The organism is Nonomuraea mangrovi, assembly GCF_042681425.1.
Lineage (GTDB): Bacteria > Actinomycetota > Actinomycetes > Streptosporangiales > Streptosporangiaceae > Nonomuraea > Nonomuraea mangrovi.
In genome coordinates this window covers 1-25119 of the sequence record NZ_JBHUFV010000096.1, presented here as the reverse complement: position 1 = coordinate 25119, position 25119 = coordinate 1, and the positions used below count along the sequence as shown (strand labels likewise).

The following is a 25119-nucleotide window of genomic DNA, read 5'->3' as shown; positions in this document are numbered from 1 at the left end:
CCCGATGCCGACCACTCAGCTCACCCGGGCCCGCGTGCCGGGCCCGGCCGCCGGACCGCGGCACGGCCCCTCGCTGTGGCGCCGCGTGCGGGCCAACGGCTGGTCGTACGCGTACCTGCTGCCGTTCGCCGTGCTCACCGGGGCCTTCACCGTCTACCCGATCTTCGCCTCGCTCGGCTACACCCTCTACGACTGGGACGGCATCGGGGAGCCCACCGACTTCGTCGGCCTGGCCAACTTCCGCGAGGTGGTCGCCGACGGCTACTTCTGGAACTCGCTGGCCAACGCCGCCCTTTACACGATCGTCCTGGTCCCGGTCCAGCTCGACCTGGCGCTTGCCCTGGCACTGGTGCTGAACAACCCGAAGCTGCGCGGCTCCACGTTCTACCGGGCGATCTACTTCCTGCCCGCGGTCACCTCGATCGCGATCGTGGGCATCGTGCTCAAGCTGATGCTGGCCAACTTCGGCGACGCGCTCAGCGAGCCGCTGACCGGCCTCGGCCTCATCGACCGGCCGCTGCAGTTCCTCGGCGACCCCAACACGGTGTTGTGGACGGTCATCGTCATCGGCATCTGGAACACGCTCGGCTACAACCTGATCTACTTCCTGGCCGGGCTGCAGACCATCCCGAAGGACCTGTACGAGGCCGCCCAGCTCGACGGCGCCGGCCGGATCGCCAGATTCGCGCACGTCACCGTACCCGGCCTGCGCAACGTGGGCCTGGTGATCCTGTTCCTGGCGATCATCGGCAGCCTGCAGGTCTTCGACCTGGTCATGGTGCTGACCGGCGGCGGCCCCTACTTCGCCTCCGACGTGGTCAACACCTACGTCTACCGCCAGGCGTTCGGCCAGGTGGGCACCGGCAGGGTGACCGACCCGGACATCGGGCTGGCTTCGGCCGCCTCCTTCTTCTTCGGGCTGCTCCTGCTGGTGCTCACGGCGTGCCAGATGCTGGCGATCAAGAGGCTCCGGGCCCGCAGGGAGCGCGCATGAACCGCCTCGGCACCGCGCCCGCCCGCCGCGCGTTGACCCACATCCTGCTGCTCGGCTTCGGGTTCGCCTACGTCTACCCGTTCCTGTGGGCGGTCGGCAGCTCGCTGAAGTCGAAACTCGACTTCCTCGACACCGGACTGAGCCTGATCCCGCCGGCGCCGCGCTGGGAGAACTACGCCCAGGCGTGGCAGGAGGCCAGCTTCGGCACGTACTTCATGAACACCCTGATCATCTCCGTGACCAGCGTGCTCCTCACCCTGCTCTTCACCGCGATGGCCGGATTCGCCCTGGCCAGGACCACGTTCCCGGGCAAGAAGATCGTGATCGGCGTCATCATGATCACGTTCCTGCTGCCGCACGGATACACGATCATCCCCGTCTTCGACCTGGTGAACGCGCTCGGGCTGCTCAACACGCTGTGGTCGGTGATCCTCGTCCAGGTCGGGGGCGGTCTGGTGTTCGGCACGTTCATGTTCATGGCCTACTTCTCCACCATGCCGCGCGAGCTGGAGGAGGCGGCGCGGGTGGACGGCGCCGGCTTCAACACGTTGTTCTTCCGCGTGATGCTGCCGCTGGCCAAGCCGATGGCGGCCACGCTCGGGCTGTTCACGTTCATCAGCTCGTGGAACAACTTCTTCCTGCCGCTGGTGTTCACGCTGGGCAGGCCCGAGCTGCGCACCGTCGGCGTGGGCCTGTACGCCTTCACCAACCAGACCACCACCAACTGGACGCTGCTGTGCGCCGGGGCGATCATCTCCCTCGCCCCGATCGTGATCGTGTTCATCGTCGCCCAGCGCTACATCGTCGAGGCCATCGCCGGGGCGGTGAAGGCATGAGGCCGCACGTGGTCGTCTTCGGCCTGGACGGGGTGCGCCATGACACGCTCCTGGCCGCCCGCACCCCGGAACTGGACGCCATCGCGGCCGCCGGCTTCCTGGCCCCGGTCCGCGTCAACGACGCCGCCCCGACGATCTCCGGCCCCGGCTGGGCCACGATCGCCACCGGGGTCCTGGCCGACAGACACGGCATCTACGACAACGACCTGACCGGCCACCAAATCGCGAAATATCCGGACTTCTTGACGCGGGTGCGCCTGCCCGACGTCGTGGCGCACGAGGAAGGGCTCACCCCCGCCTACACCGCGGCCGTCGAGAGCTGCGACCGGCGGATCGGCCGGGTGCTGGCCGCCATCCGCCGCCGGCCCTCGTACGCGGGGGAGCGGTGGACCCTGATCGCGGTGACCGACCACGGGCACGTGGACGTCGTCGGCGGCCACGGTGGGGACAGCGAGGCGGAACGCACGGCCTGGATCGCCGCCTGCGGGCCCGGCGTGCCCGCCGAGCCGCCCGCCCGGCTGGAACAGGCCGACGTGCACGCGCACGTGCTGGCCGCGCTGGGCGTCGAGCCGCGCCGGGAATGGGCGCTGGCGGGCCGGCCCTTCTCTCCGCGCCCCGGATGACCGACCGCCTTGCCACGTAGTGATCCATCAAGAGGAGACATGGTGTCGTTGCTGATTCCCCTGGACACCGGATGGACGGTTCGTCCGGATTCGCCCAGTCCGTTGCCCGACGGGACGGTACTGGCGGCCAGGGTGCCGGGGTGCGTGCACACCGACCTGCTGGCGGCGGGGCTGGTGCCGGATCCGTTCCTGGACGACAACGAGTCGAAGCTCGCCTGGGTGGGCCGGACCGACTGGCTCTACCAGACGTGGCTGCCCGAGCTCGACGACGCCTACGAGCACACCGACCTGGTGTTCGACGGGCTGGACACGGTGGCCGAGATCCGGGTCGGCGACCGGGTGCTGGGACGTACGCGCAACATGCATCGCTCGTACCGCTTCGACGTGACCGGGGCCGCCGGCCCGCTGTCGGTGCGGTTCACCTCGGCCTACACCGAGGCCGAGGCGGTGCGCAAGGAGGTGGGGGACCGGCCCACCACCTACACCGAGCCGTTCAACTTCGTGCGCAAGATGGCCTGCTCGTTCGGCTGGGACTGGGGGCCGACGCTGGTCACGGCGGGCATGTGGCGGCCGGCGCGGCTGGAGCGGTGGAACACCGCCAGGCTCGCCCGGGTGCGGCCGCTGGTGACCGTCGACGACCGCGACGGCCGGGTGGAGCTGCGTCTGGAGGTGGCGCGCACGTCCCGCGACCGGCCGCTGGAGGTGCTGGTGAGGGTCGGCGAGGTGACCGCGCGAGCGCAAATCCCGCCGGATCGCACCGAGGCCGTGGTGGTGGCCGAGGTGCCGCGGGCCGCCCTGTGGTGGCCCAGGGGCTACGGCGAGCAGGCGCTGTACGACTGCGTGGTGGTGCTGTCGGCCGACGGCCGTGAGCTGGACCGATGGGAGCGCAGGATCGGCTTCCGCACGGTCGAGCTGGACACCAGGGCCGACCCCCACGGCAGCGGGTTCACGCTGGTGGTCAACGGGGAGCGGATCTTCACCCGCGGCGTCAACTGGATCCCCGACGACGTCTTCCCCAGCCGCGTCACTCCAGGACGCTACCGGCGTCGGCTCACCCAGGCCACCGAGGCGAACATCGACCTGATCCGCGTGTGGGGCGGCGGCATCTACGAGGACGAGGCGTTCTACGACGCCTGCGACGAGCTCGGGCTGCTGGTGTGGCAGGACTTCCTGTTCGCGTGCGGCGCCTACAGCGAGGAGGAGCCGCTGCGCGGCGAGATCGACGCCGAGGCGCGGGAGAACGTGGCCAGGCTCATGCCGCATCCCTCCCTGGTGGTGTGGAACGGCAACAACGAGAACCTGTGGGGATTTCGCGACTGGGGCTGGGAGGAGCGACTGGCCGGCGCCTCCTGGGGCGAGGGCTACTACCTCGGCCTGCTGCCCAGGATCGTGGCCGACACCGACCCCACCCGCCCCTACTGGCCCGGCAGCCCCTGGTCGGGCTCATGGAGCCGGCACCCCAACGATCCCGCCCACGGCACCACCCATTCCTGGACCGTGTGGAACGAGACCGACTACGCCGACTACACCCTCGACGTGCCCAGGTTCGTGGCCGAGTTCGGCTGGCAGGCCCCGGCCGCCTGGGCGACGCTGCGCCGCGCGCTGTCCGACGCGGAGCTGTCGGCGGACTCACCGCTGCTGAACCACCGCCAGAAGGCCGCCGACGGCGCGGGCAAGCTGGCCCGCGGCCTGGCCCGCCACTTCGACCCCCCGGCGTCGTTCGACGACTGGCACCATCTCACTCAGGTGGTGCAGGCCCGAGCGATCGCCACCGGCATCGAGCACTGGCGCGCGAACTGGCCCGTGTGCGCGGGCACGATCGTCTGGCAGCTCAACGACTGCTGGCCGGTCATCTCCTGGTCCGCCATCGACGGCGACGCCCGGCTCAAACCGCTCTACTTCGAGCTCCGCCGCCTGTACGCCGACCGGCTGCTCACCCTGCGCGAGGACCGGGCCGCGATGATCAACCAGGCCGCGACGCCCTGGGAGGGCAGCCTGCGGGTGCGGCGGATGCGGGTCGACGGCGCCGTCCTGGCCGAAGCGGAGCTGCCCTTCCACGCGGCCGCGCGCACCGTGGTCACGCTGGAACTGCCCGCCGGCCTGGCCGCCGCCGAGGACGTCACCCGGGAGTTCTGGATCGCCGAGGGCGACGGCCTGCGGGCGTGGCGGTTCGCCTGCCCCGACCGCGACTTCGCCTACCCGCCGCCCCGCATGGACGTCGAGGTGCACCCCACCGCCACCGGCTGCCAGGTGACGATCACCGCGCGCACCCTGATCCGCGACCTGTACCTGCACGCCGACCGGCTGCACCCCGCGGCCGCCGCCGATCAGGGCCTGACCACCCTGCTGCCCGGCGAGCGCCACACCGTCGCCGTGCACGGCTGGACGGGCGAACCGGACCAGCTCGACGGCGCCCTTCTCTGCGTCAACCCCCGTCGAACCGCCTGACCTGGAGTCACCGTGCACCTCATCCCCCGCCCGGCCCGCCTGACCACGACGCCGGGCGCCTGGCAGCTCACCGAGACCACCGGCCTCCTCGCCGACCCCGCCGCCGGCGAGGCCGCCGAACTGCTGCGCGAGCTGGTGGGCAGACCCGCGGGCAGCAAGCTGGCCCCGGCGGCCGAGCCCGGCCCCGACACCATCCGGCTGCGGGTGGACCCGGCGCTCGCCGACGAGGAGTACCGCCTGTCGGTCTCCGCCGAAGGCGTGGTGATCACGGGTGGCCGGCGCGGCCTCCCGTTCGCCGTCCAGACGTTGCGGCAGCTCCTTCCCGCGGAGATCTTCGCCACCGGCCCGGACGGGGGAGCGGCGTGGGCGGTGCCGTACGTGGAGATCGAGGACGCGCCGCGCTTCGGCTGGCGCGGCGTGATGCTGGACGTGGCCCGCCACTGGTACCCCGTGGAATTCCTGTACCGGATGGTCGACCTGGCCGCGTTGCACAAGCTCAACGTCGTCCACCTGCACCTGACCGACGACCAGGGCTGGCGGATGGAGATCGACCGCTACCCGCGCCTGACCGAGGTGGGGGCCTGGCGCGCGGAGTCGATGCTCGGCCACTACACCGAGGGCCGCTACGACGGCGTCCCGCACGGCGGCTTCTACACCAAGCGCGAACTGCGCGACCTCGTGGCCCACGCGCGGACGCGCGGCATCACGATTGTCCCCGAGATCGACATGCCCGGCCACATGCGCGCCGCCATCGCCGCCTACCCCGAGCTGGGCGACGACCCGGGCCGCGCGCGGCCGGTGGCCACCGATTGGGGCGTGCACGAGCAGGTGCTGAACGTGTCCGAGGAGACCATCGCCTTCTGCCGCCACGTGCTGGAGGAGGTGCTGGAGGTCTTTCCGAGCGAATGGATCCACGTCGGCGGCGACGAGTGCCCCAAACGCGAGTGGGAGGAGTCGCCGCGGGCCCAGGCGCGCCTGCGCGAACTGGGGCTGCCCGACGCCGACGCGCTGCAGAGCTGGTTCATCGGCCGCATGGCCGCCTTCCTGGCCGAGCACGGACGGCGGCTGATCGGCTGGGACGAGATCCTGCAGGGCGGCCTCACGCCGGGCGCGACCGTGATGTCCTGGCGGGGCGAGCAGGGCGGCATCGACGCCGCCCGGGCGGGGCACGACGCGGTGATGTGCCCGCACACGCACACCTACTTCGACTTCTACCAGGCGGAACCTGACGGGGAACCGCTGGCCATCGGCGGCCTGACCACGCTGGAGCAGGTCTACGCCTACCAGCCGGTCCCCGCCGGGCTGGACGCCGAGGCGGCCGGGCACGTCCTCGGCACGCAGGGCCAGCTGTGGAGCGAATACCTGCCCACCACGGCCCACGTGGAGTACATGGCCTTCCCCCGGCTGTGCGCCCTGGCCGAGGTCGCCTGGGGCACGGCGGGCGAGTACGCCGAGTTCACCGAACGCCTGCTCGCCCACCGCCGCCGCCTGGACCACCTCGGCGTCGCCTACCGCCGCTGACGCACTACGCGAACAGACGGACCGCCTTCAGGTGGAAGGGGGCGCGCGATCGGAGCACGCGCACCCGGAACCTGGCGGCCTCGACCGGGGCCGGCAGCGTGATGACGCGCTTGGCCCCGACAGTGCCGCAGGCGGCGATCCGTCGCCATCCGGCCGCCTCCTCCGCCTCGACCAGCAGTGATTCGACGAGCTGGCCGTGGCGCAGGTCCTCGGCCAGCACGATCCGCTGGATACGGGCGGGGCCGCCCAAGTCCAGGACGACGCCGTCGCCGTCGGCCGTGCGCGCGGCCCCTTCGGCCAGATCGCGGGCGAAGTCCCGGTCGATCCGCGCCGACCACTCGCGCAGCACCGCCACGTCGGCGTCGGCCAGCCTGCCCCGCCGGTCCGGCGGCACGTTCAGCAGCAGCACCGCGCCGCGCCCGACCGACTCGTTGTAGATCGTCATCAGCTCGTCGGCCGACTTGGGCTCCTGCTCGGCGTGGTAGAACCAGCCGGGACGGATGCTCACGTCCACCTCCGCCGGCCACCACTGCAGGAAGTCACCTTCCGCCCGGGCGAGGAAGTCGCGGCCGCCAAGGTCGGGGGCGTCGTAGCGGGCCACGTTGACCCGCTCGCGTTCGACGGTGACCGGGACCACGTTCCACTCGTCCTCGCGGGCCAGGCCGCTCTCGTTGCCGACCCAGCGCACGTCGGGCCCGCAGTTCGCGATCGCCGCCTCGGGGGCCAGCCGCCGGATCAGCGCGTACCAGCTGTCGAAGTCGTACTCCTCCACGTGGCCGGCGGGGATGCGGCCCTGGGAGCCGTCGAACCACACCTCGTCGATCGGGCCGTACCCGGTCAGCACCTCGTGGAGCTGGCCCAGCATGTACGCGCCGTAGTCGGTGGAAGGCAGCGTCAGGTCGCCGATCCGCCTGGGCGTGCGGGGGCTGCCGTTGGCGTACGTGGGCTCGTGCTCGTCGGCCGGTGAGATGTAGACGCCCACCTTCAGCCCATGGGCCCGCATGGAGTCGGCGAACTCCCGCAGCACGTCCCCCTTGCCACCCCGCCAGGACGAGGAGGCCACGCAGTGGCGGGTCAGGGCCGAGGGGTAGAGGACGAATCCGTCGTGGTGCTTGACCGTCAGGATCGCCAGGGTGAACCCGGCGGCCTTCAGCTCGCGCGCCCACTGGTCGGTGTCGAGGTCCTCGGGCTGGAAGGCGTCGGGGTCCTCGTCGCCGTAGCCCCATTCGAGACCGGTGAAGGTGTTCACGCCGAAGTGCAGGAACGCCGTGCGCTCCAGCGCCTGCCAGGCGAGCTGCCGCTCGGTCGGGCGGACCAGGGCGGCCCGTGCCACCACGTCGTCGCCGTTCCCGATCGGCACCCGCCAGCCCGGCTCCGCCGGCCCGGCGGCCGGGGTGGCGCGGTGGGCGCGCCCGCCGTTCAGCGTCGAGCGGTCGAACCTCCCGTCGAAGGCGACCACGCGGATCCGCGAGAGCACCCCGGCCAAGCCGCTCACCACGACGTCGCCGCCGCTCACCGTCACCCCCTCCGTCACCTCGACGGGTTCCTGGCCGGTGACCAGCAGCAGGACCCGCTCGGCCGTCTCCCCCTGGGGGACCAGCCGCACCTCCACCGCCAGCCCGCGCCCGGGCGGCTCGACGGCCACCGCCACACCCTGGCCGTCGCCGTCGAGCAGCAGGCCGTGCCCCGGCCTGATCACCTCGTCACCGGTCAGCCTGCGCACCGCGCCGACCTCGCCCGTCGCGGGCGTGTACTCCTTCGCGGACGTGAACGTCCCGGCGAAACGCACATCCACCAGCACCGTCGTCATGTTCCACGCCTTTCATCAACCATCGGCCGACCAGAAGGGGGCGAGCACGGCGACGCCCTTGTCACCGAGGCCGAACCAGGCGAGCTCGTGGAAGGCGAGCCGCCCTTCGGAGGCACATGTGCTCGATGAATTCTCCCCTTCATCACCCGCAACAAGGAATGGGCTTGGCGCGTACCCGTCAGCACTCACTCGCTCAGTTCGAGCCGCATGTGAGTATCCATGGAGGACCCCGTGGCCTGGCCCTACGTCGACCTCAGCGCCGAAGCCGTCGCCCTCACCCAGCAGGACCCCGCCCGCCGTCACCCTGTGTTGGGTCCACGCGCTCAAGCTTGGTCCAGCCGGTCCAGCCTCGCTCCTTCAGTAACTCGATCAGCCGGCGAGCGGGCGGCACGGTGTCGAACGCCAGCGTGTCCATCAGCTTGACGAACGGTGGCTCGACGTCGACATCGCCGACGTAGTCCTCGCCCCGCTCGTCGGCCACCCGCGTGATGTAGGCGGCCAGCTTGTCGGCCAGCTCGACCAGCCGCGAGTCGTCGTCGGCCCGGTCGAGAGCCTGGCTCAGGGTGAGATAGAGAGCGATGAGCCGCGGATCGGCGACCTGTTCCCGCTTGCGTGCCATCCACTCCGGCACGCGCTCGGGGGAGTGCGCGGCCAGCGGGATCCAGCCGTCGCGTTCGACCTCGACGATCCGCTCGTCGATCCCCAGCGCCCTCAGCCGGTCGAGAAACTCGACCACCTCCGGTGGCAGCGCCAGGCTGTCGCCGGCAGTGAGGCGGGCGATCCGCTCCCGGTGCCGCTGCCGCTCCCGGATCTCCGCCCGCAGCCGCTTGTCGATGTCTGCGACCGCTGCGGCGAACTCTTCCTCGCCGGCCTGTAGCAGCTCTCGCACCCGCGCCAGCGGGACCCCGGCCTCGGCGAGGGTCCGGATCCTGATCAGCTCGACCACGGAGTCGCCACCGTACCTGCGATAGCCGGAGGAGTCCCGCTCCGGCTCCGGCAGCAGCCCCTTGGCGTGATAGTGCCGCACCGCGCGCACCGTCACTCCGGCGTACGACGCCAGTTCGCCGATGGTCAGCATCGAACCAGTCTCCTCCTGCAGGAGGTGTTCAAGAAGTCGGCCTGGCCGCTGGAGCCAGTGCACCTCGGATGATCTGGGCGATTTCCTGGGCGTGGGTGAAGACCAGCCGGTGATCGGCGTCGAGCCAGGACGTGGAGATGCGGGGCTGCTCGCGGACCAGCCGGTCCACGCCGGCACGCCAGTTCTGATTGAACCGCGGCGCATGCCCTTCGCCGCTGTCGCCGGCCATCGAGGTAGACATGATCATGCTGATGGGCCGGTCGATCTTCTGGTACCGGTCGAGGATTCCGGACCGGATCATATCGATCTCGACATTGAGCTCGAAGATTTCCTGGGCGGTGAGCAACACCTGACGCGCGCTGTCCCGTCCGGCCTCCTGCTGCGTCGCCATCTCCTCCCACATCGCGCGGAACTCCGGCAGGTCGGCCTCGGTGATGAACGGTTCGGGCACCGGGTTCGCCCCGTCGATGAGAATCAGCTCGGCGACGGCGTCAGGATGCTCGGAGGCATAGTGCACGGCCAAGTCCGCGCCCAGCGAGTAGCCTACGAGCACGGGCGCCGAGGGCGGGTCGAGGCGTCCCAGCTCCGCCAGCACGGCGATGAGATCGCTGAGGAACGCCTCGAAGGAGTACCGGTCGGCGGCCGAGGCGAGGCCATGGCCCCTGAGGTCGAAGGTGACCACGTCGTGGTCGCGCCGCAGCAGCTCGGTCAGCTCGTGCAGATCGGCCTGCGTCGAGCTCAACCCAGGGCACAGGACCAATGGCCGACCCCGGCCACCGCGAGACACCGGGATCGTGACACCGTCGTGGTGGACTGTGAAGTGCCGCATCGCACCGGCTTTCGTCGTCATGCCGACCATGCTGAAGGGTTGACCCTGCGTCAGGGTCAACCGTCGCGGCGACATGACCTCTGCGCACCCGAGGCCGTCGGCGAACCATCCGTCTTGGGTGGCCACAGCGTGATCTCGAACGGATCCGCCCTCCACGGCCACTTGCAATCATGCGATTGATTGATATTGTGCGTCCATGCCAGAAGATCAACCCCAGGCGACGAGCAAAGCGGCGCGTACGAGGGAGCGCATCCTTGATGCGGCCCTCGACGAGTTCTCCGCCAAGGGTTACAGCGGCGCTCGCACCGCGGCGATCGCCAAGCGCGCCGGCGTCAACGTGCAGCTGATCTCCTACTACTTCGGCGGCAAGGAAGGCCTGCTGGAGGAGTTGCTGTCGGGCTGGCAGGAGCGGCGCTCGAAGTTGGTGCCGGCCAGCAAGGCCGAGCCGTTCCTGGAGAGCTTCCGCATGGTGTTGAACGCCACCTTGCGTGATCCCCGGCGAGCCCGTCTCGTGGTGTGGCAGGCGCTGGGTGACTATCCCGGCGACACTGAAGCGCTGGCGCGGGAATGGCGCACCGTGGCCGCCGCCGCCGTCGAGCAGACGCGCGCCCGGCAGGCGTCGGGAGAGATCGGCGATGGCCACCCGCCCGAGTTCGTGACGCTGCTCTCCTTTCTCCTCGCCTTCGCCCCGGTTGCGCTTCCACAGGTGATCGAGGGGATCTACGACGTGGATCCGCTGTCGGAGGAGTACCGGCAACGCGTGAGCGAGGCCCTCTCTGCATTTCTGGACGTACGGCACGCATGAGGCCCGTCCTCATGCGCGAAATCATTCAATTGATTGATTAAGGAGTTTCCATGATCCGCGTCCTCGTCACAGGAGCCACCGGCCGGCAGGGCGGAGCCGTCGTCGCACGCCTGCTCAAGCACGGCCATGAGCCTGTCGCCTACGTCCGCGACCCCGCGACACCGGCGGCGGACGCGCTCGCCGCACAGGGCGTCCGCCTCGTGACCGGCGATCTCGCCGACCGCGAAGCCCTCACCAGGGCGGCAAGGAGCATGAATGCGATCTTCGGGCTGACCGTCCCCTTCGGCCAGAACGGCGCCGCCGAGGAGATCGCCCAGGGCCGCGCCCTCGCCGACGCGGCGAGGGCGGTGGACGCCCACCTGGTGTACTCCTCGGTCAAGGGGGCGGCGAGCGAGGCCGACTTCACGGTCGAGCACGCCTCCGCCAAGCAGGTCGTGCACCGCTATCTCGTCGAGCAGGGCACCACTTTCACCGGAATTCAGCCGGCCTACTTCATGGAGAACGCCCTCAATGTGGGCCTGACCCGGCTGAACCAGGGCGTCTACGCCTTCCCGCTCTCTCCTGATCGCAAGCTCGACCAGGTCACCGTGCTGGACATCGCCGGCATGGCCGTCTACGCGATCGAGAACCCCGCCAAGCTGTCCGGCAGAGCGATCGACGTCGTCTCCGACAGCGTGACCACCCTGGAGGCCGCGGGCTTCCTGTCCGAAGCCATCGGCTCGGACATGCCGTACGAGAACATTCCCATCCCGATGATTCGCCAGTGGGCCGGGGAAGAGATCGCTGACATGTTCCAGAGTTTCGAGGACAACCGGGTGCACACCGACATCGCCGCGCTGCACGCGGAGTTCCCGGAGGTGGGCTGGCACTCCTACCTGGACTGGGCGCGGACGGTCGACTGGGACCAGGTGCTCGCTCAGCAGCCTGGCCGGGGCTGAATCCCCTCGATGGGACAGAGGACCAGGCCGCGCGCGGCACCGCCGTCGGCGAGGTCGACGCGGTCGCGGTGACACAACGACGCCCTGGCCGTGCCGGCCACGGCCAGGGCCGGCTGAGGTCGCTGGCGAGGCGCCCACGGGGCTACGGCAAGCCTTGCCCTGAGCACCTACATCCGGGAAACGAGCAAGCATTGCGTGGGAAGCGACCATGTTGGAACGGATGCCGACGAAGGCGCGCACGTCCGGCGATCAGGCGCCGGGCGGTCCGCACCAGCACCGCCGGAGCCTCCGGTTCTCTTAAGATCACTCAAGAAAAGCCCCCTACAGGAAGATCTCACTCATGCGCACCATTTACGTCGTCACCCATCCGGAGGCGACGCACCACGTCGAGAGGGTCGTCGGCGGCTGGCATGATTCGCAGCTGACACCGGCCGGCCTCAGCACGGCTACCTCCATTGCCCAAGCGCTGCGGACCCAGATCCCGGACGGCGCCGATGTGGAGCTGTTCTCATCGGATCTGCAGCGCACCCGGCAAACGGCCGGGAGGATTGCCGAGCTGTTCGGCGTGAAACCGATCCTGGACCGCAGACTGCGGGAGAAGTCCTACGGAGAGGCGGGGGGAAGGCCACAGGAGTGGCTGGACCAACGATTCGTCCCGCCGCCGGCTGTCGGAGAGCGGCTGGAACACGACGAGGGTGTGGAGGGTGCCGAGACCAAGGCGGTATGGGCGCGGCGCATCTACGCGGCCATGGACGAGATCTTGCAGAGCCCCTGCGAACACCAGATCATTGTGACGCACGGCGGCTCTCTGACCCTCGTCGTGACGTCCTGGCTCAGGATACCGATCAAGGCGGTCGGCTACGCCAGCTTCCGGGTGCCATCCGGCAGCATCACCACGCTGCACGAAGACGATTTCTTCCACAACCGCACGGTCGTCAACCTCGGCGACATCCGCCATATCGACTCCGCCAAAGCCGGCTGACCTCCATGTGACCCGCTTCGCCGGCCAACGAGGTGAGGTGCTACCGCCGAGCATCAAGCGGGTCGCTCGCAGAGGTCGAAGGACGCGGAAATCGCCCGCATGGCGACGAGGTGGGCGTCTTCAGCGCGCACGACCCGTGGGAGCTCCAGCGCCACACATCGTCGCCCGCCTAGCGATCTTTGGCCGGTAGTAAGGCCGGTGCCGGCGTGTTGGGCCTGCGGGCCGCCGGGCTTCGCCGCGACGATCTCGTCGGTGAGGGCCTGCGCGGTGTCCTTGTCGAACACCAGCCGGCTCTCAAGAACGGCCGAGCCCTTGACGTGCTCCTCGAGGATCGCGGCAATCCGCCGGCGTCGGTGACGTCCCGGGCACAACATCTGCGGCGTTCCATGCGTCGGAATAATCATGAACTCACGCACTGAACACATGAGCAGCCCGATGGCCCGCCGACTTGGAGCCTGCGCGGGGATCATCGCCGTCGCGACCTCGCTGGCACCGATCCTCGCCACGGGCACCGCCGCCGCGGACACCATGGCGGCTCAGGCCACGGCCGCCGCCTCCGGAGAGACCGGTCAGGCCGCGAACCGGTTCGACGAGGTCGACTGGACGGCCGTGGTGGCGCAGGCACTGGACTGCCCCAAGCCAAAGCCGAACGACACCTGGTACGTCGTGCGCGCCCGCGTCGCCGCTGTAGGCGACCTTACGGGTGACGGACGGCGCGAGACCGTGGTCGTATCGTCCTGCCCGAGTCCGACGTCGAGCAATCCGCTGATCGCCTTCGTCTACGACGGCGCCTCCAAGCGCTCGGCCCCCCGCCTGATCGGCGAGCTGGGCAAGAACCGCTACTTCAAGTCCCAGAAGGTCACCATCCAGAACGGGCGGGTGCACCTACGCGGCCAGGCGGTCAGCGACCGGGCCCCCAACTGCTGCCCGGATCTGGTCGTCCGCCAGACCTACAAGTGGAACGGCACGCAGTTCCGCAGGACGTCCGAGAAGGTGTCCCGCATCTCGTGAGCCCCTGACTGCCGTCGGCAGGCGCAACGTCCGGGCGTGCGCCGGCGCACGACCTGGACCTGCGCCGACGGATCGGCCGTCATCGAGCGCCCGAAAGGAATGCCCGCACCTTCCCCGGCTGTCCTGCTCGGCGGACAGGGCACGGCGCCGAGGAGGGCGAACGTCTCGAACGCCAGTTGCAACAGCACGCCGGCCTCGGCCTTGCGGCACATCCTGCGCAGCCACTCGCCGAGCTCAGAGTCACCTCCGGACCGCGACTGCCTACCGTGAAGTGATCATCCGCCGCTGAGCCTGTGGGTGCCCGAAACTCGGCCGCTGTGGCTGACCTGGGGTTCGGCGTTCCCGTTCTTGCGGGCATGATCGCTGTCCATGGCGCTGCGACTGGTTCATGTGATCTTCGTCAGGCTCACGGGTTGGGTGGTGCCGCCGGACCGGTCGCGGGAGGCGGAAAAGGACCAAGGATCGGCCCCTGCCGTGGTGACGGGTGGCGGGGCAGGGGCCGATCAGCATGGGATCAAATGCAGCGGACCTTTCCGCCCACGTACCCTGAGTAATTGCCCATGTCTATCTCGACCTGGGGTTTGACGCATTCTTTGACGTACACCGAGATGGCCTTGCTTCGACCCGTGAACGTGTGGGTGTGCACCCACTCGTCCGCCGCGCTTTTCGGCTTTCCCAACGTGGCGTTAGTGGAGTTGCGGGGCGGTACGTGGGGGCGGAAGGTCGTCCCGCCGGCGGAGTCGACCGACGAGGCCGATGATCAATGAACCCGTGATGATCTCTCCTGGTCAGAAGTACTGCGAGGACAGGTCGTCGGCGGGCCAGGTCTTGATCGCCTGAGCGGCGTTGTAGAGCTCGTCGAGGAACGCGTCGAAGTCGGGCGAGCCCGACTCTTCGCGCCTGTTGAAGGTCGCGCACAGCGCGATCCCGTTGTAGGTCCTGCTCAGCACGGCGAAGGCGCCAGGCATCGAACCCGAATGCCACAGATTGAGACCGCTGCCCATGGATCGGATGAGCCAGCCGCCGCCGTACCAGGCGCCGCTCTCAAAGGAGCCGGTCTCCGGCTTGGCCAGCAACGCCGAGACGGATGCTGGAGAGAGCACCGAGGTGGTCCCGTCGAAGATCCTCGTGAGCCGGACGAGATCGACGGCGGAGGCCGCCCAGCCGCCGGCGGCGTCGAAGTTGGCGTAGTTGCTGCCGCCATAGGGGTACGGCACGACCTTTCCCGAGTCGTCGAGCACGGTCTTGGCTGTGTAATTGGACAGGTAGGGCACCTCGCCGGTGCCCGGGTTCGAGGTTAGCCTCGGCCGGGTCACCCCCAGTGGGCGCATCACCTTGCTCTGGACGTACGTGGCGTAGTCCAGGCCCGACACCTTCTCGATGACCCTGCCCAGCAGCAGGAAGTTGTAGTTGTTGTAGGAGTACCGGGTGCCGGGGTCGTGGTCGAGCGGGCGGCTCGTGGCGTATCTCAGAATGTGCTCGACCCCGATCGGGAGCGGCACGTCGAGCTCCGCGGCGATGACATGGTCGGAGAAGAGGTAGTCACGTCCGGCGGCCGTCTTGTCCCAGCCGCCGAGGTGCTGGAGGAGTCGGCGCACGCTGACCGTGACCAGCCGGGGGTCGGCGGCGAGTGAGAGGCCGAGCAGGTCCGCCACGGAGTCGGAGAGCCGAAGTCTGCCCTCCTGGACCAGTCGCATGATCGCGACGGCGGTGATGTGCTTGCTCAGGCTCGCGACCCTGAACAGGCTGGTCGGTTGGACCGGGGTGTTCGCCTGGCCGTACGACCCGTAGCCGCGGGCCAGCACCAGCCTGCCCGCCTTGGCGACGGCGAGCTGCGCGCAGCTGATGTTGCGCTCGGCGAGGAAGGTCCGCATCAGAGCGTCGAGCGAGGCGAGTTCCTCGGGCACTGCCCCGGTGACTGCATCGGCGTGGGCAGGCAGGGCGCCGAGGGCGAGCGTGGCCGCGCCGATCGTGAGCAGTGTGCGGCGTGTGATCATTGTTCGTCCTCTTAGGGGCAGATGGCCGATGTGGTGGTGTGGCCCCACTCGTGGTCACCCCACTGGGTCGCGCCGAATCCCTGGAAGCAGGGCTTCGTCCGCTTGACGGCGAGCCTGCCGGAGCGCGTCAGCTCGTTCTCGGTCCTGAGAGTCGACCAGGTGGAGCAGCCGGATCCCCGATCCGCGCACTGCCGGAGCGCGACGAGCATCCGCTTCCTGGTCTGCTTCGACTGCTCGGTGGTGTTGACGTACGCGCAGATGGTGGCGTTGGAGGGCGTGTAGAACACTTCCAGGTAGGTGCCGATCACGCCGTTGGTCCGGATCTGCTCCCGTGCGATCCGCTGGCCGTAGCACTGCGGCAGCGACTGAGCCGAGGCGGGCGCGGGCGCGGCCGGGACGGCGGTGAGCGCCGCGGCTACGGCGATGCCGCCGATCTTGAGTACGTTCATGCGGCACAAGCATGGGGAGCGAAGAGTTTGATCACACACCCGCGCCAGGCCTTACGATCATTGCGATCAAACGCCCAGCAGGAGGTGGACTGGTGTCGGATGGCGTGCGGCGCGGCAGGCGGAAGAATCCACTCGTCCACGACGGCACCCCGGTGACAGCCTTCGCGCTGGGACTGCGTGAGTTACGCGCCCGGGCGGGTGACCCGCCATATCGGCAAATGGCCGAGAAGGCGCACGTCGCGCCGAACGTCCTGTCGCAGGCCGACTCCGGGCATCGCCTGCCCACGGCGGAGGCACTGGTGGCCTATGTCCGTGCCTGCGACGGCGAGGTCGAGGAGTGGAAGGCGCGCCTGGCTCGAGCCCATGCGGCCCAGGCCGCGCTCGATCGTCCTGAGCCGACCGACCCAGTTGATCAGAGCCGACCAAATCGTGGGCAGACCAATTCCAGGTGGCGTGTCCGTCTTGTGCTGCCGGCCGGTGGTCTGCTCGCCGTGTCGGTGGTGGCCGGGCTCCTGCTGTCGGGTGTGTGGCCGCGCGGCCTGTGGCCACGGCCGCCCGCGCCCCACCCGCCGGCGCCGCCCGTCACAACCGCGACCGCGTCGTGCCGCCCCACCTGGGAGTACATGGGGGAGGCCGAGATCTTCTTCCTGCCCTGTATCGAGCGGAAGCCCGAGGGGCTGGTCATCTCGGCGCTGGCGAAGCCCATCGGGCGGGGCGTGGTCGAGGGCGGCGTCACCGTGTGGGTCTGGCCGATGAACCTCAAGGAGAATCTGCTCAGGTCCGGCGAGTACCACCTGACCAGGAACAAGTTCACGCTGCGCCACTGCCTGCTCGACTTCGACGGCGGTGATGAGATCAAGACCTGCGGCCCGTTCCCCGTCCACCCAGCCGACCAGGGCACCCTGTACGCGGCGTCGGGCACGGCCGATGAGGATCACGCGGAGGTCCCGCCGGGCTGGACCTCCTCATCGTTCACCGGCACGCAGAGCCCCGCCGTACAGTGGCAGGCCTCGCAGCAGGGCACTCCCTAAGCGGGCGGTCGATCCTGCCCTGATCGGGTTTCAGGTCCCTCGCTAGGTTGATGCGATTCGCGGGTGAGGCGGCGTGTCCCCCTCGAAAACAGTGATCCTCAGGTAGTCCTCGCCGTGCGGGCGTCGTCATGGCGACGGCGCGAGACCTGGCCAGTCCGAAGTCGGTGACCTTCGCGGTGCCCTCCTCGTGGAGCAGGACGTTGGCGGGCTTCATGTCCTGGTGCGCCAGGCCGCGGCTGTGCGCGTGCTCGAGGCCTCACGCGGTCTGGATCGCCAGTCCGTGATGCGGGTGAGCACCTCGCGTTCAGTGCCCTCGTACAGCCTGCGGTCGTCGATCCAGTTACGCAGGCTGCCGCCCGCGACGTACTCGGCGAGCACTCGGGGGATGCCGCCGAGCGTGCGCACGTAGTGACAGGCGCACACATTCGGGTGCAGCCCCAGCGACACCCACACCTCGGCCTTGGTGACGAACCGCTCCCGGTCGGCCGCAGCAGCCTGGAACAGCTCCGGGCGGGGGCATTTCACCGCGAGATCGGTGCCCCACAGCAGATGCCGGACCCGGTACACCAGCCCCATCCCGCGCTTGACGCCCCGGGCGGAGTGCCGGTGTTTCCGTGTTCTGCGATGTGCGAAGTGAGGCATGACGACCAACCGCTCGTCGCAGGTCTGCCAGGGGCCGTAACGCTCAGGGATGTCCCGCCAGGACGCCCCGGTCCGCAACCGCCACAAGATTGGGACCAGTAGAGGCGGCTCTCACCACCGGAAACCTCACCCGTGGGCCGCGACGCACTGAGGCGCTCCGCCCTCCAGACGACCGCCCTACCATGCGTAAATCTTCTCAGAGGGGTACGAAGCCGACATGCCATTCGGTTTGTCGCTGCCGGCATTGCCCAGGCTGCCGGGACAGGATCTCGTGACCGCGCCGCTCAGGTGGGCCGCGGACAGGGCCTCGAAGGCGCCGGGGTGGGCCGCGTCGACCCTCGCCGAGCTGGCCGGTGTGCGCAGGGAAACGTGGACGTATCCAGGACGGGTCCACCTCCAACTCCGCTGCCCGGTTCCCGAGCAGCTGACGGACGCCCTCGAGTCGGCCCTGTCGGTCCATCCCTCCGTGCGGTGGGCGCGCGTCAACCTCCCGCTCAAGCGGGTGATCGTCGCGGTGGAGGAGCCGCCGCCCGTCGACGAGCTCGTCGCGATCTTGGACGAGGCCGAACAGGCCGCCGCGGAGAAGGACCCGGCCATCGCCGAGGGCACGCCGAGCGGGCCACCTGTCGCCCTCGTGTTCGCCGCGGACGTGATCGGGCTGGCGGCGACAGCGGTGGAGTGGGCCGTCCACCGGGCGCCCCTGCCACCCGGAGCCGCGGGCATCGCCGGCTATGTGAGCGCGATCCCCCAGCTCCGCAGGGTGCTCGACGATTCGATCCCGGCGTGCAGGTCCTGGATGCCCATGGTGAACACCGCGATCCAGACGCTCACTCCCGGTGGCACAGGACTGGCCATCGACCTGGTGCAGCGGACCCTCCAGATCCGCCAGTCCCGCGTGCAGGACGGTGTATGGGCCAGGCGCGAACAGGAGCTGACCGGCACCCCGGAACGCGCGCGAGCCCACCTGCAGGCGTCCGACCGGCCGCGGCGGCTGCCCGACGGCCCGATCGAGCGGCACGCCGAACACGTGCTGTCCGGAAGCGCTCTCGGCACCCTCGCAGGGGGGCTGCTGACCGGCAACATGCATCGCGGCCTCGAGGTCGCCCTCGCGGGCCTGCCCAAGGCGTCGTCGGCCGGACGGGACGTCTTCGTCTCCGAGCTGGGCACCCTGCTGTCGCAACGCGACGTGATCATCACCGACCTCCGGGCACTGACCCGCCTCGACCGGATCGACACGGTCGTGGTGGACGACGACGTTCTGGTCTCGGAGGAGGCGGGGATCGGGGAGGTGGTCACCGCCGCAAAGGCCGATCACGAGACGGTGGCCGCGCAGGTGCACGGACTGTTCGTGCCGTCCGAGCCGGAGCGGGTGCACAGGGCCGGTGACTGGGCGCTCGGACCCTACGACGAGCTGCCACGCAAGGGATGGGCGGGCAAGAAGCACCACGACCGCTTCAGGCAGGGCCCGGCCGTACACGTGCTGGCCCTGACCTGCCGCGAGCAGCTCCAGGCCGTCGTCGAGATCGTCGCGGGGCGGGCGCCGGAGGCGCACGCCCTGGCAGTCGCCGCACGCAACGCCGGGCTCCGGCTGGTCAACGCGGGCGGCGAGGACCTCGCGGCGTCGGTTCGCGAGCTGCAACGCAGGGGCGCCGTCGTCATGCTGCTGTCGCGCGACGGCGACGCGCTCGCCGCCGCCGACTGCGCCATCGGCGTCACCGGCCGCGACGGCATGCCACCGTGGGGCGCTCATCTGCTCGTCGGCGCGGACCTGACCACCGCGGCGCTGATCATCGAGTCGACGCGCGGGGCCCGCGCGGTCAGCGAACGGGGGGTGACCCTGGCCAAGGCGGGTACCGGCGTGGCCGTGATCTACGGGCTGACCGACCGGATGAGCCGAGCGACCGGGCACGTGCTGTCGGCCGTGAACGGCGTGGCCGCGCTGTCGCTTGCGCAGGGCGCGTGGGAGGCGCACGCGAGCATGCGCAGGCCGGTCGCTCCCGCTCCGCGTGCGATGCCATGGCACGCCATGCCACCTCGCAAGGTGCTTGCCGAACTGGAGACGCGGGAAGGCGGGCTCACGACGGCGGAGGCGGAGGGCCGCCGCACATCGCGGGCGAGGGCGGCGTCGCCGCTGGGAACGCTGGCCCGCGGCGTGGGCGCGGAGCTCGCCAATCCCTTCACCCCGATGCTGGCGGCCGGCGCGGCGGGCTCGGCCGTTCTCGGCTCGCTCGTCGACGCCTCGCTCGTGGTCGCGGTCATGGGCCTGTCCGCTCTGGTGGGCGGCGTGCAACGGATGGCTACCGCGACGACCCTGGCGGAGCTGGCCGCCGAGACGAACGCCCGCGCCCGCGTGCTGCGTGACGGAACGGAAATCGAGGTGGACGCGACAGAGCTGGTGCCCGGAGACGTCATCGTGCTCGACACGGGGGAGGTCGTGCCGGCCGACTGCCGCATCCTGGAGGCGGATGGGCTGGAGACGGACGAGTCGTCCCTGACGGGGGAGTCCCTGCCGGTGTCCAAGGACACCGGTGCTGTCCTCGCCCACCACGTCGCCGAGCGCCGCTCCATGCTGTACGAGGGGACGACCATCGCCGCGGGCGGCGCACGCGCCGTCGTGGCGGCCGTGGGAGAGACCACCGAAGCCGGACGCGCGATGGCCGCCGCCGCGGGCGCCGAGCGGGTGAGCGGCGTGAGCGAGCGGCTCACCGCCATCACGCGGGCCACCACGCCCATCGCCATCGGATCGGCGCTGGGCGTGACCCTGTCCGGCCTGGTGCGCGGCAGGCAACTGCGGGAGACGCTTGGTGAGGGCGTCAACCTGGCCGTCGCCTCGGTGCCGGAAGGCCTGCCATTGCTGGTCAGCGCCGCCCAGCTGGCGGCGACACGGCGGCTCGCCACCCGCGGCGTGCACGCCCGCGATCCTGCGACCATCGAGGCGCTCGGCAGGGTCGAGGTGCTGTGCTTCGACAAGACCGGAACGCTGACGGAAGGCCGCATCAGGCTCGCCAGGGTGAGCGACGCCGAACACGACCTGGCGGTCGGCGAGCTCGACGACCCGCTGCGCGAGGTGCTCGCCGCCGCCCTGCGCGCCACGCCACACTCTGACAACGGCGACTACAGCCATCTCACGGACGGCGCGGTCGGCGAGGGCGCGGCCGAGCTCGGCGTCTCGCGGCAGACCGGCGCCGCCGGCTGGAAGGAGATCACCGCGCTGCTCTTCGAGTCGTCTCGCGGCTACCACGCCACGCTCGGCCGGTGCGGCGCGAACCGGCTGCTGAGCGTCAAGGGAGCGCCGGAAGTCGTCGTGCCGAGATGCGCGGGGCTCGACGACCGGCGGCGGCGCGACATCGAGGCCCGCATCGAGGACCTCACGTCCGCGGGGCACAGGGTCCTCGCTGTGGCCGAACGACCGATGGACACCGACCGGCTCACCGAAGACGACGTGACGGAGCTGCGCTTCACCGGCCTGGTCGGGCTCGCCGACATCGTCCGCGACACCGCCGTGTCCGCGGTGGCGGCGCTGCGCAACGCGGGCGTCCAGATCGTGATGCTCACCGGAGACCACCCCGGTACGGCGGGCGCCATCGCCGCCCACGTCACAGACGACACCGATCTGCACGTCCTGACCGGCAACGACATCGACGGAATGGATGACGCGGCGCTGGACGAGACGCTCCCGGGCGTGGACGTGGTGGCCCGCTGCACGCCCACGCACAAGGTCAGGGTGGTCGAGTCGTTCCGGCGGCTCGGCAAGGTCGTCGCGATGGCCGGTGACGGCTCCAACGACGCCGCGGGCATCCGGCTGGCCGACGTCGGGATCGCCGTCGGCTCCGGCGCGACCCCGTCCGCACGGGCTGCCGCCGATCTGGTCGTGGCGGATGAGAGCCTGGAGACCATTATCTCCACGCTGGTCGAAGGACGCGCCATGTGGGCCTCGGTCCGCGAAGCCCTGGCCATCCTCGTCGGCGGGAACCTCGGCGAGATCGGCTTCACCCTGATCGGGTCGCTGGCCACGGGCCGCTCGCCGCTGTCGGCCAGGCAGTTGCTGCTGGTGAACATGCTCACCGACCTCGTGCCGGCGCTGGCCATCGCCGTACGGGTGCCCTCGAAGGACGCCGCGGCGGCGCTGCTCGAAGAGGGTCCTGAAACCTCGCTCGGCTCCGCGCTCACCCACGACATCGTGCGACGGTCGATCTTCACCACCCTCGGCGCGGGCACCGGCTGGACGCTCGCCCGGCTGACCGGGCCCCGGTCCCGCGCCCGCACCGTCGGGCTGGTCGCACTGGTCGGCACCCAGCTCGCCCAGACGCTGATCGCCGGCGGCGGCAGCCGCTCCGTCGTGCTGAGCTCGCTCGGCTCGGCGGCGATGCTGGCGGCGATCGTGCAGGTGCCGGGCGTGAGCGGGTTCTTCGGGTGCGTGCCGCTCGACCCGCTCGCCTGGGGGATCGCGCTGGCCGCCGTGGCCGTGGCGGTGGCGGCGGAACGGTTCGTCCCCCTCGATCGTCTGGGCCTGCCGAGCCGATCTTCGTGACCGGCTTTCGGGTGGCGTCTGCCGGTCAGGGTGCCTGGAGACCATCCTCGCCGCTGAACACCGCACGGCCGGCCACCGCGCCGGCGCGCTGGACACCGACTTGTAGGCGAAGTGCCGCAGCCGCTCGGGGCCCATGTACACGGCCGGGTTGGTGTCCATCGGCGTCTCATTCGCGTCCTGGCCGGCGTCGAAGAACATGGAGCCGCCGGTATAGGCAGGGCAGACCGGTGGGGCATCCCTGACGCGAGACGCCATCGGCCCCGAAGCGCGGTTCCTGGGTCTGCGTAGCGGCCGGATACGGTAAGGGGCGCCGGGTGGGGTAGCGGGGCGGTATGCCGACCAGGTCCGTCACGGCCGAGCGCGCAGGCGTGGCGCGCCGCTGGGGCCCGCGCCTGCTGGCCGCCCTGACCGGCGCGTGCCTGGCGTTCGCCTTCCCCGCCGTGAACGCCTGGTGGTGGGCGTGGTTCGGCCTCGTGCCGTTCCTGCTCCTGGTGGCCAGCGCTGGGACGTTCCGTGAGGCGGGGTGGCGGAGCTGGTGGGCGTCGGCGGGCTTCTTCGGGACGCTGCACCACTGGGTGCTGCCGTTCCTGGGCGTGTTCTGGCCGTTGGCGGTGCTGGTCATCGGGCTGGTGTGGGTGCCGTTCGGGCTGGTCGCATACGGGCTGCTGCGGCGCGTCTCCCCGGCCAGGGCGGGGGTGGCGCTGCTGGTGCTGCCCTCGGTGTGGGTGGCCGTCGAGGCGCTGCGTTCGTGGCAGCACCTCGGCGGGGCGTGGGGGCTGCTCGGGTCGAGCCAGTGGCAGGTGCGGCCGGTGCTGGGGCTGGCCGCGCTCGGCGGGGTGTGGCTGCTCAGCTTCACTCTGGTCGCTGTCAACGCCGGGCTCGCGATCGCCGTGCTCCAGGACGCGGGCCTGCGGGCCCGGCTGGCCGGCGGGGGAGCCGCCGTGGCGCTGGCCGCGCTCGCCGTGTGCTCCGGGCTGGTACGGCCTGAGCCTGTCGTGACGGGTGTCATGCGCGTGGCGGGCGTGCAGCCGGGCCCGGTGCCCGGCCCGGAGCGGCGCGTGGCCGCGCACCTCGAGCTGACCGGCGAGCTCGCCGGCCATGATCCCGACGTCGTGGTCTGGGGCCAGAGCAGCGTCGCCCTCGACCCCGCCCGGCGTCCTGACGTGGACCGCCTGCTACGCCGGGCAGCCGCCGAGGTGGGTGCCGACCTGCTGGTGAACGTCGACGCTGCGGATTCCTCCGGCCGCATCGCCAAGTCTGCCTACCAGTACACGCCGAACGGAGTCGTGGACACGTACGTCAAGCAGCGGCTGGCCCCGTTCGGCGAGTACATCCCGCTGCGGCCGGTGCTCGGCTGGATAGCGGGGCATACCGAGGCGGCCGAGAAGGACCGGATCACCGGTGCGGGGCTGGCCGTTTTCGAGGTGGCAGACCGCCGGGTGGGGCCGCTGATCTCGTACGAGTCGACCTTTCCTGACCTGCGACGCGGCCTGGCCCGCAGGGGCGTAGACGTGACGATCACGCAGGGATCGCTCACGACGTTCCACGGGAGCTGGGCGCACGCGCAGCAGGCGAGCTTCGAGGCGCTGCGGGCGGTCGAGTCGGGACGGCCGGCGGTGCTGGTCGAGCTCGACGGCACCTCGGCGGCGTTCGACGCGCGCGGCGGGCGGCTGGCCTGGTTCCCGCCCGACTACCGCGGCGCGTTCGTGGTGAACGTGCCGCTGTCCGTCGAGGAGACGCCGTACGTGCGGCTGGGCGACTGGGTGCCCGCCCTGGCGGGCGGGATCGCGCTCGGCGCCGGGGCCGTAGCAGCCGCCCGGCGGACTCACCGGCGTCGACTTGTCGAAGCACATCGACGATGACCTCGGCGCGGTGTGCTTCAGCTTCCCGCCCCCTCCGCAGGCGGTGAACCTGGCCTGGGGCGAGCGATCCCTTCGGCCTTTGGCCGGCGGGCCGGGGCGGCAGCGGGGTGGACGATCGCCCACCAGATCGCTCATCTTGCTTCAGCTGACGCGAACGTTCTCATCGCTCCACGGACCCCGGAGGCGTTCGACGCTGTGCTGAAGCAGGCGCCAGCCGCAGGCAGCCACTACGCTGATCTCGACGCCGCCGCGGGAGCAGCCAAACCGCGATCGGTGCTGCTGGAACAATGGCGCGCTGGTCGAACCGAGGTGGCGGCGGAGCTACGTGACGTTTCGCTGGACGATGGGTTTCCGTGGTACGGCTCGCAGGTATGTGCATCCCTCCTCCCTTGTCGATTCCGCCGATGCGGCTTCCTTCTGCCGGGCTGTCCGCACGCCCTTCGATCGGCGTGCGGATGCCCCTGAGGCATGGCCTGTCGCTACAGTCCGTACTCGTTTCGATGTCTCGTCTCATCGTTCTGTCTCGCGTCTATGTGCAGGCGCGCGTGAGACGGCGAGACAATGAGACGTTGAGACGATTACTCTTCGTCACCCATCGCAGGGTATTCGGCGTCGGTAGCCGCGGCTCGCCAGCGACCGCGGGAGACCTGTTCGGCTATGCCTTGATCTTTGAGGTGCCAAACAGATTCCGGACAGTCGGCTACATAAGCTGACAGAAGTCTGGAAGAGGTA

The 25119-nt window shown here is 70.3% G+C and carries 21 protein-coding genes and 1 pseudogene; 13 read left to right on the top strand and 9 right to left on the bottom strand.

Features of this window, described 5'->3' with window-relative positions; translation table 11 throughout:
* Positions 1 to 4 precede the first annotated feature (4 nt).
* Genes ACFSKW_RS50675 through ACFSKW_RS50655 form a run of 5 tightly spaced genes read left to right on the top strand, consistent with a single transcriptional unit; the run spans position 5 to position 6422 of the window.
* Positions 5 to 994, top strand: a complete 990-nt coding sequence (locus ACFSKW_RS50675) for a carbohydrate ABC transporter permease (protein WP_379582320.1) — start codon at positions 5 to 7, stop codon at positions 992 to 994.
* Positions 991 to 1830, top strand: a complete 840-nt coding sequence (locus ACFSKW_RS50670) for a carbohydrate ABC transporter permease (protein WP_379582318.1) — start codon at positions 991 to 993, stop codon at positions 1828 to 1830. Before ACFSKW_RS50675 ends, ACFSKW_RS50670 begins: the two co-directional genes overlap by 4 nt.
* Complete coding sequence (locus tag ACFSKW_RS50665) at positions 1827 to 2453, top strand: alkaline phosphatase family protein (RefSeq protein WP_379582316.1); 627 nt, start codon at positions 1827 to 1829, stop codon at positions 2451 to 2453. Before ACFSKW_RS50670 ends, ACFSKW_RS50665 begins: the two co-directional genes overlap by 4 nt.
* 39 nt (positions 2454 to 2492) lie before the next feature.
* A complete protein-coding gene (locus ACFSKW_RS50660; protein WP_379582314.1) occupies positions 2493 to 4901 on the top strand; it encodes a glycoside hydrolase family 2 protein in 2409 nt (802 codons plus the stop codon).
* A gap of 12 nt (positions 4902 to 4913) precedes the next feature.
* Positions 4914 to 6422, top strand: coding sequence for a beta-N-acetylhexosaminidase (locus ACFSKW_RS50655; protein ID WP_379582312.1), 1509 nt, complete (start codon positions 4914 to 4916; stop codon positions 6420 to 6422).
* Positions 6423 to 6426: 4 nt separating this feature from the next.
* Here the strand turns inward: ACFSKW_RS50655 and ACFSKW_RS50650 are convergent, their stop codons facing one another.
* From ACFSKW_RS50650 to ACFSKW_RS50640, 3 genes are all read right to left on the bottom strand, one after another.
* Entirely contained in the window at positions 6427 to 8232 is a 1806-nt protein-coding gene (locus ACFSKW_RS50650) for an alpha-L-fucosidase (RefSeq protein WP_379582310.1), read from the bottom strand.
* A 274-nt stretch (positions 8233 to 8506) separates the two neighbouring features.
* Positions 8507 to 9310 carry a MerR family transcriptional regulator gene (locus ACFSKW_RS50645; RefSeq protein ID WP_379582308.1) on the bottom strand — a complete coding sequence of 268 codons (804 nt, stop codon included), beginning with the start codon at positions 9308 to 9310 and terminating at the stop codon, positions 8507 to 8509.
* 28 nt (positions 9311 to 9338) lie between these two features.
* Positions 9339 to 10160 carry an alpha/beta fold hydrolase gene (locus tag ACFSKW_RS50640; protein WP_379582306.1) on the bottom strand — a complete coding sequence of 274 codons (822 nt, stop codon included), beginning with the start codon at positions 10158 to 10160 and terminating at the stop codon, positions 9339 to 9341.
* 175 nt (positions 10161 to 10335) lie between these two features.
* Here ACFSKW_RS50640 and ACFSKW_RS50635 point away from each other — a divergent pair, with 175 nt between their 5' ends.
* The 3 genes from ACFSKW_RS50635 to ACFSKW_RS50625 all read left to right on the top strand — a co-directional run bounded on the left by ACFSKW_RS50635 (position 10336) and on the right by ACFSKW_RS50625 (position 12864).
* Entirely contained in the window at positions 10336 to 10944 is a 609-nt protein-coding gene (locus tag ACFSKW_RS50635) for a TetR/AcrR family transcriptional regulator (RefSeq protein ID WP_379582304.1), read from the top strand.
* A 50-nt stretch (positions 10945 to 10994) separates the two neighbouring features.
* Complete coding sequence (locus tag ACFSKW_RS50630; protein WP_379582302.1) at positions 10995 to 11882, top strand: NmrA family NAD(P)-binding protein; 888 nt, start codon at positions 10995 to 10997, stop codon at positions 11880 to 11882.
* Between the two features lie 340 nt (positions 11883 to 12222).
* On the top strand, positions 12223 to 12864 hold the full coding sequence (locus ACFSKW_RS50625) for a histidine phosphatase family protein (protein WP_379582300.1): 642 nt from the start codon (positions 12223 to 12225) through the stop codon (positions 12862 to 12864).
* Positions 12865 to 12917: 53 nt separating this feature from the next.
* On the opposite strand, the gene ACFSKW_RS50620 is transcribed toward ACFSKW_RS50625, so the two are convergent.
* Positions 12918 to 13280: a hypothetical protein gene (locus ACFSKW_RS50620; RefSeq protein WP_379582298.1), complete on the bottom strand. Its 363-nt coding sequence runs from the start codon at positions 13278 to 13280 to the stop codon at positions 12918 to 12920.
* A gap of 7 nt (positions 13281 to 13287) precedes the next feature.
* Here ACFSKW_RS50620 and ACFSKW_RS50615 point away from each other — a divergent pair, with 7 nt between their 5' ends.
* Positions 13288 to 13875 carry a hypothetical protein gene (locus ACFSKW_RS50615; RefSeq protein ID WP_379582296.1) on the top strand — a complete coding sequence of 196 codons (588 nt, stop codon included), beginning with the start codon at positions 13288 to 13290 and terminating at the stop codon, positions 13873 to 13875.
* Between the two features lie 788 nt (positions 13876 to 14663).
* On the opposite strand, the gene ACFSKW_RS50610 is transcribed toward ACFSKW_RS50615, so the two are convergent.
* Complete coding sequence (locus ACFSKW_RS50610) at positions 14664 to 15872, bottom strand: serine hydrolase domain-containing protein (RefSeq protein WP_379582295.1); 1209 nt, start codon at positions 15870 to 15872, stop codon at positions 14664 to 14666.
* Between the two features lie 11 nt (positions 15873 to 15883).
* The gene (locus tag ACFSKW_RS50605; protein WP_379582293.1) at positions 15884 to 16321 is read right to left on the bottom strand and encodes a hypothetical protein; all 438 of its coding nucleotides are present in this window, start codon (positions 16319 to 16321) and stop codon (positions 15884 to 15886) included.
* A 92-nt stretch (positions 16322 to 16413) separates the two neighbouring features.
* Between ACFSKW_RS50605 and ACFSKW_RS50600 the strand changes: the two genes are divergently transcribed.
* Complete coding sequence (locus ACFSKW_RS50600; RefSeq protein WP_379582292.1) at positions 16414 to 17352, top strand: helix-turn-helix domain-containing protein; 939 nt, start codon at positions 16414 to 16416, stop codon at positions 17350 to 17352.
* On the opposite strand, the gene ACFSKW_RS50595 is transcribed toward ACFSKW_RS50600, so the two are convergent.
* The 3 genes and pseudogenes from ACFSKW_RS50595 to ACFSKW_RS50585 form a co-directional block, all read right to left on the bottom strand.
* On the bottom strand, positions 17294 to 17566 hold the full coding sequence (locus ACFSKW_RS50595) for a protein kinase family protein (RefSeq protein WP_379582290.1): 273 nt from the start codon (positions 17564 to 17566) through the stop codon (positions 17294 to 17296). The genes ACFSKW_RS50600 and ACFSKW_RS50595 overlap by 59 nt on opposite strands.
* Positions 17563 to 17928, bottom strand: coding sequence for a protein kinase family protein (locus tag ACFSKW_RS50590; RefSeq protein WP_379582464.1), 366 nt, complete (start codon positions 17926 to 17928; stop codon positions 17563 to 17565). Before ACFSKW_RS50590 ends, ACFSKW_RS50595 begins: the two co-directional genes overlap by 4 nt.
* An 84-nt stretch (positions 17929 to 18012) precedes the next feature.
* Positions 18013 to 18072: pseudogene (locus ACFSKW_RS50585) on the bottom strand (hypothetical protein); the annotation flags it as partial.
* A 139-nt stretch (positions 18073 to 18211) separates the two neighbouring features.
* Here ACFSKW_RS50585 and ACFSKW_RS50580 point away from each other — a divergent pair.
* The 3 genes from ACFSKW_RS50580 (at position 18212) to ACFSKW_RS50570 (ending at position 24852) form a co-directional block, all read left to right on the top strand.
* Positions 18212 to 22525, top strand: a complete 4314-nt coding sequence (locus tag ACFSKW_RS50580) for a cation-translocating P-type ATPase (protein WP_379582288.1) — start codon at positions 18212 to 18214, stop codon at positions 22523 to 22525.
* A gap of 332 nt (positions 22526 to 22857) precedes the next feature.
* Positions 22858 to 24387: an apolipoprotein N-acyltransferase gene (lnt, locus tag ACFSKW_RS50575; protein ID WP_379582286.1), complete on the top strand. Its 1530-nt coding sequence runs from the start codon at positions 22858 to 22860 to the stop codon at positions 24385 to 24387.
* A gap of 12 nt (positions 24388 to 24399) precedes the next feature.
* Positions 24400 to 24852, top strand: coding sequence for a maleylpyruvate isomerase N-terminal domain-containing protein (locus ACFSKW_RS50570; RefSeq protein ID WP_379582284.1), 453 nt, complete (start codon positions 24400 to 24402; stop codon positions 24850 to 24852).
* Positions 24853 to 25119 lie beyond the last annotated feature (267 nt).

What these genes read in the sequence shown, in the direction of transcription:
- ACFSKW_RS50645 (WP_379582308.1), bottom strand. Translation starts at nt 9,310, where the DNA reads ATGCTGACCATCGGCGAACTGGCGTCGTACGCCGGAGTGACGGTGCGC.
- ACFSKW_RS50630 (WP_379582302.1), top strand. Translation starts at nt 10,995, where the DNA reads ATGATCCGCGTCCTCGTCACAGGAGCCACCGGCCGGCAGGGCGGAGCC.
- lnt (WP_379582286.1), top strand. Translation starts at nt 22,858, where the DNA reads ATGCCGACCAGGTCCGTCACGGCCGAGCGCGCAGGCGTGGCGCGCCGC.
- ACFSKW_RS50640 (WP_379582306.1), bottom strand. Translation starts at nt 10,160, where the DNA reads ATGACGACGAAAGCCGGTGCGATGCGGCACTTCACAGTCCACCACGAC.
- ACFSKW_RS50665 (WP_379582316.1), top strand. Translation starts at nt 1,827, where the DNA reads ATGAGGCCGCACGTGGTCGTCTTCGGCCTGGACGGGGTGCGCCATGAC.
- ACFSKW_RS50590 (WP_379582464.1), bottom strand. Translation starts at nt 17,928, where the DNA reads ATGGGGCTGGTGTACCGGGTCCGGCATCTGCTGTGGGGCACCGATCTC.
- ACFSKW_RS50610 (WP_379582295.1), bottom strand. Translation starts at nt 15,872, where the DNA reads ATGATCACACGCCGCACACTGCTCACGATCGGCGCGGCCACGCTCGCC.
- ACFSKW_RS50580 (WP_379582288.1), top strand. Translation starts at nt 18,212, where the DNA reads ATGCCATTCGGTTTGTCGCTGCCGGCATTGCCCAGGCTGCCGGGACAG.
- ACFSKW_RS50675 (WP_379582320.1), top strand. Translation starts at nt 5, where the DNA reads ATGCCGACCACTCAGCTCACCCGGGCCCGCGTGCCGGGCCCGGCCGCC.
- ACFSKW_RS50660 (WP_379582314.1), top strand. Translation starts at nt 2,493, where the DNA reads ATGGTGTCGTTGCTGATTCCCCTGGACACCGGATGGACGGTTCGTCCG.
- ACFSKW_RS50605 (WP_379582293.1), bottom strand. Translation starts at nt 16,321, where the DNA reads ATGAACGTACTCAAGATCGGCGGCATCGCCGTAGCCGCGGCGCTCACC.
- ACFSKW_RS50595 (WP_379582290.1), bottom strand. Translation starts at nt 17,566, where the DNA reads ATGAAGCCCGCCAACGTCCTGCTCCACGAGGAGGGCACCGCGAAGGTC.
- ACFSKW_RS50625 (WP_379582300.1), top strand. Translation starts at nt 12,223, where the DNA reads ATGCGCACCATTTACGTCGTCACCCATCCGGAGGCGACGCACCACGTC.
- ACFSKW_RS50650 (WP_379582310.1), bottom strand. Translation starts at nt 8,232, where the DNA reads ATGACGACGGTGCTGGTGGATGTGCGTTTCGCCGGGACGTTCACGTCC.
- ACFSKW_RS50670 (WP_379582318.1), top strand. Translation starts at nt 991, where the DNA reads ATGAACCGCCTCGGCACCGCGCCCGCCCGCCGCGCGTTGACCCACATC.
- ACFSKW_RS50635 (WP_379582304.1), top strand. Translation starts at nt 10,336, where the DNA reads ATGCCAGAAGATCAACCCCAGGCGACGAGCAAAGCGGCGCGTACGAGG.
- ACFSKW_RS50615 (WP_379582296.1), top strand. Translation starts at nt 13,288, where the DNA reads ATGAGCAGCCCGATGGCCCGCCGACTTGGAGCCTGCGCGGGGATCATC.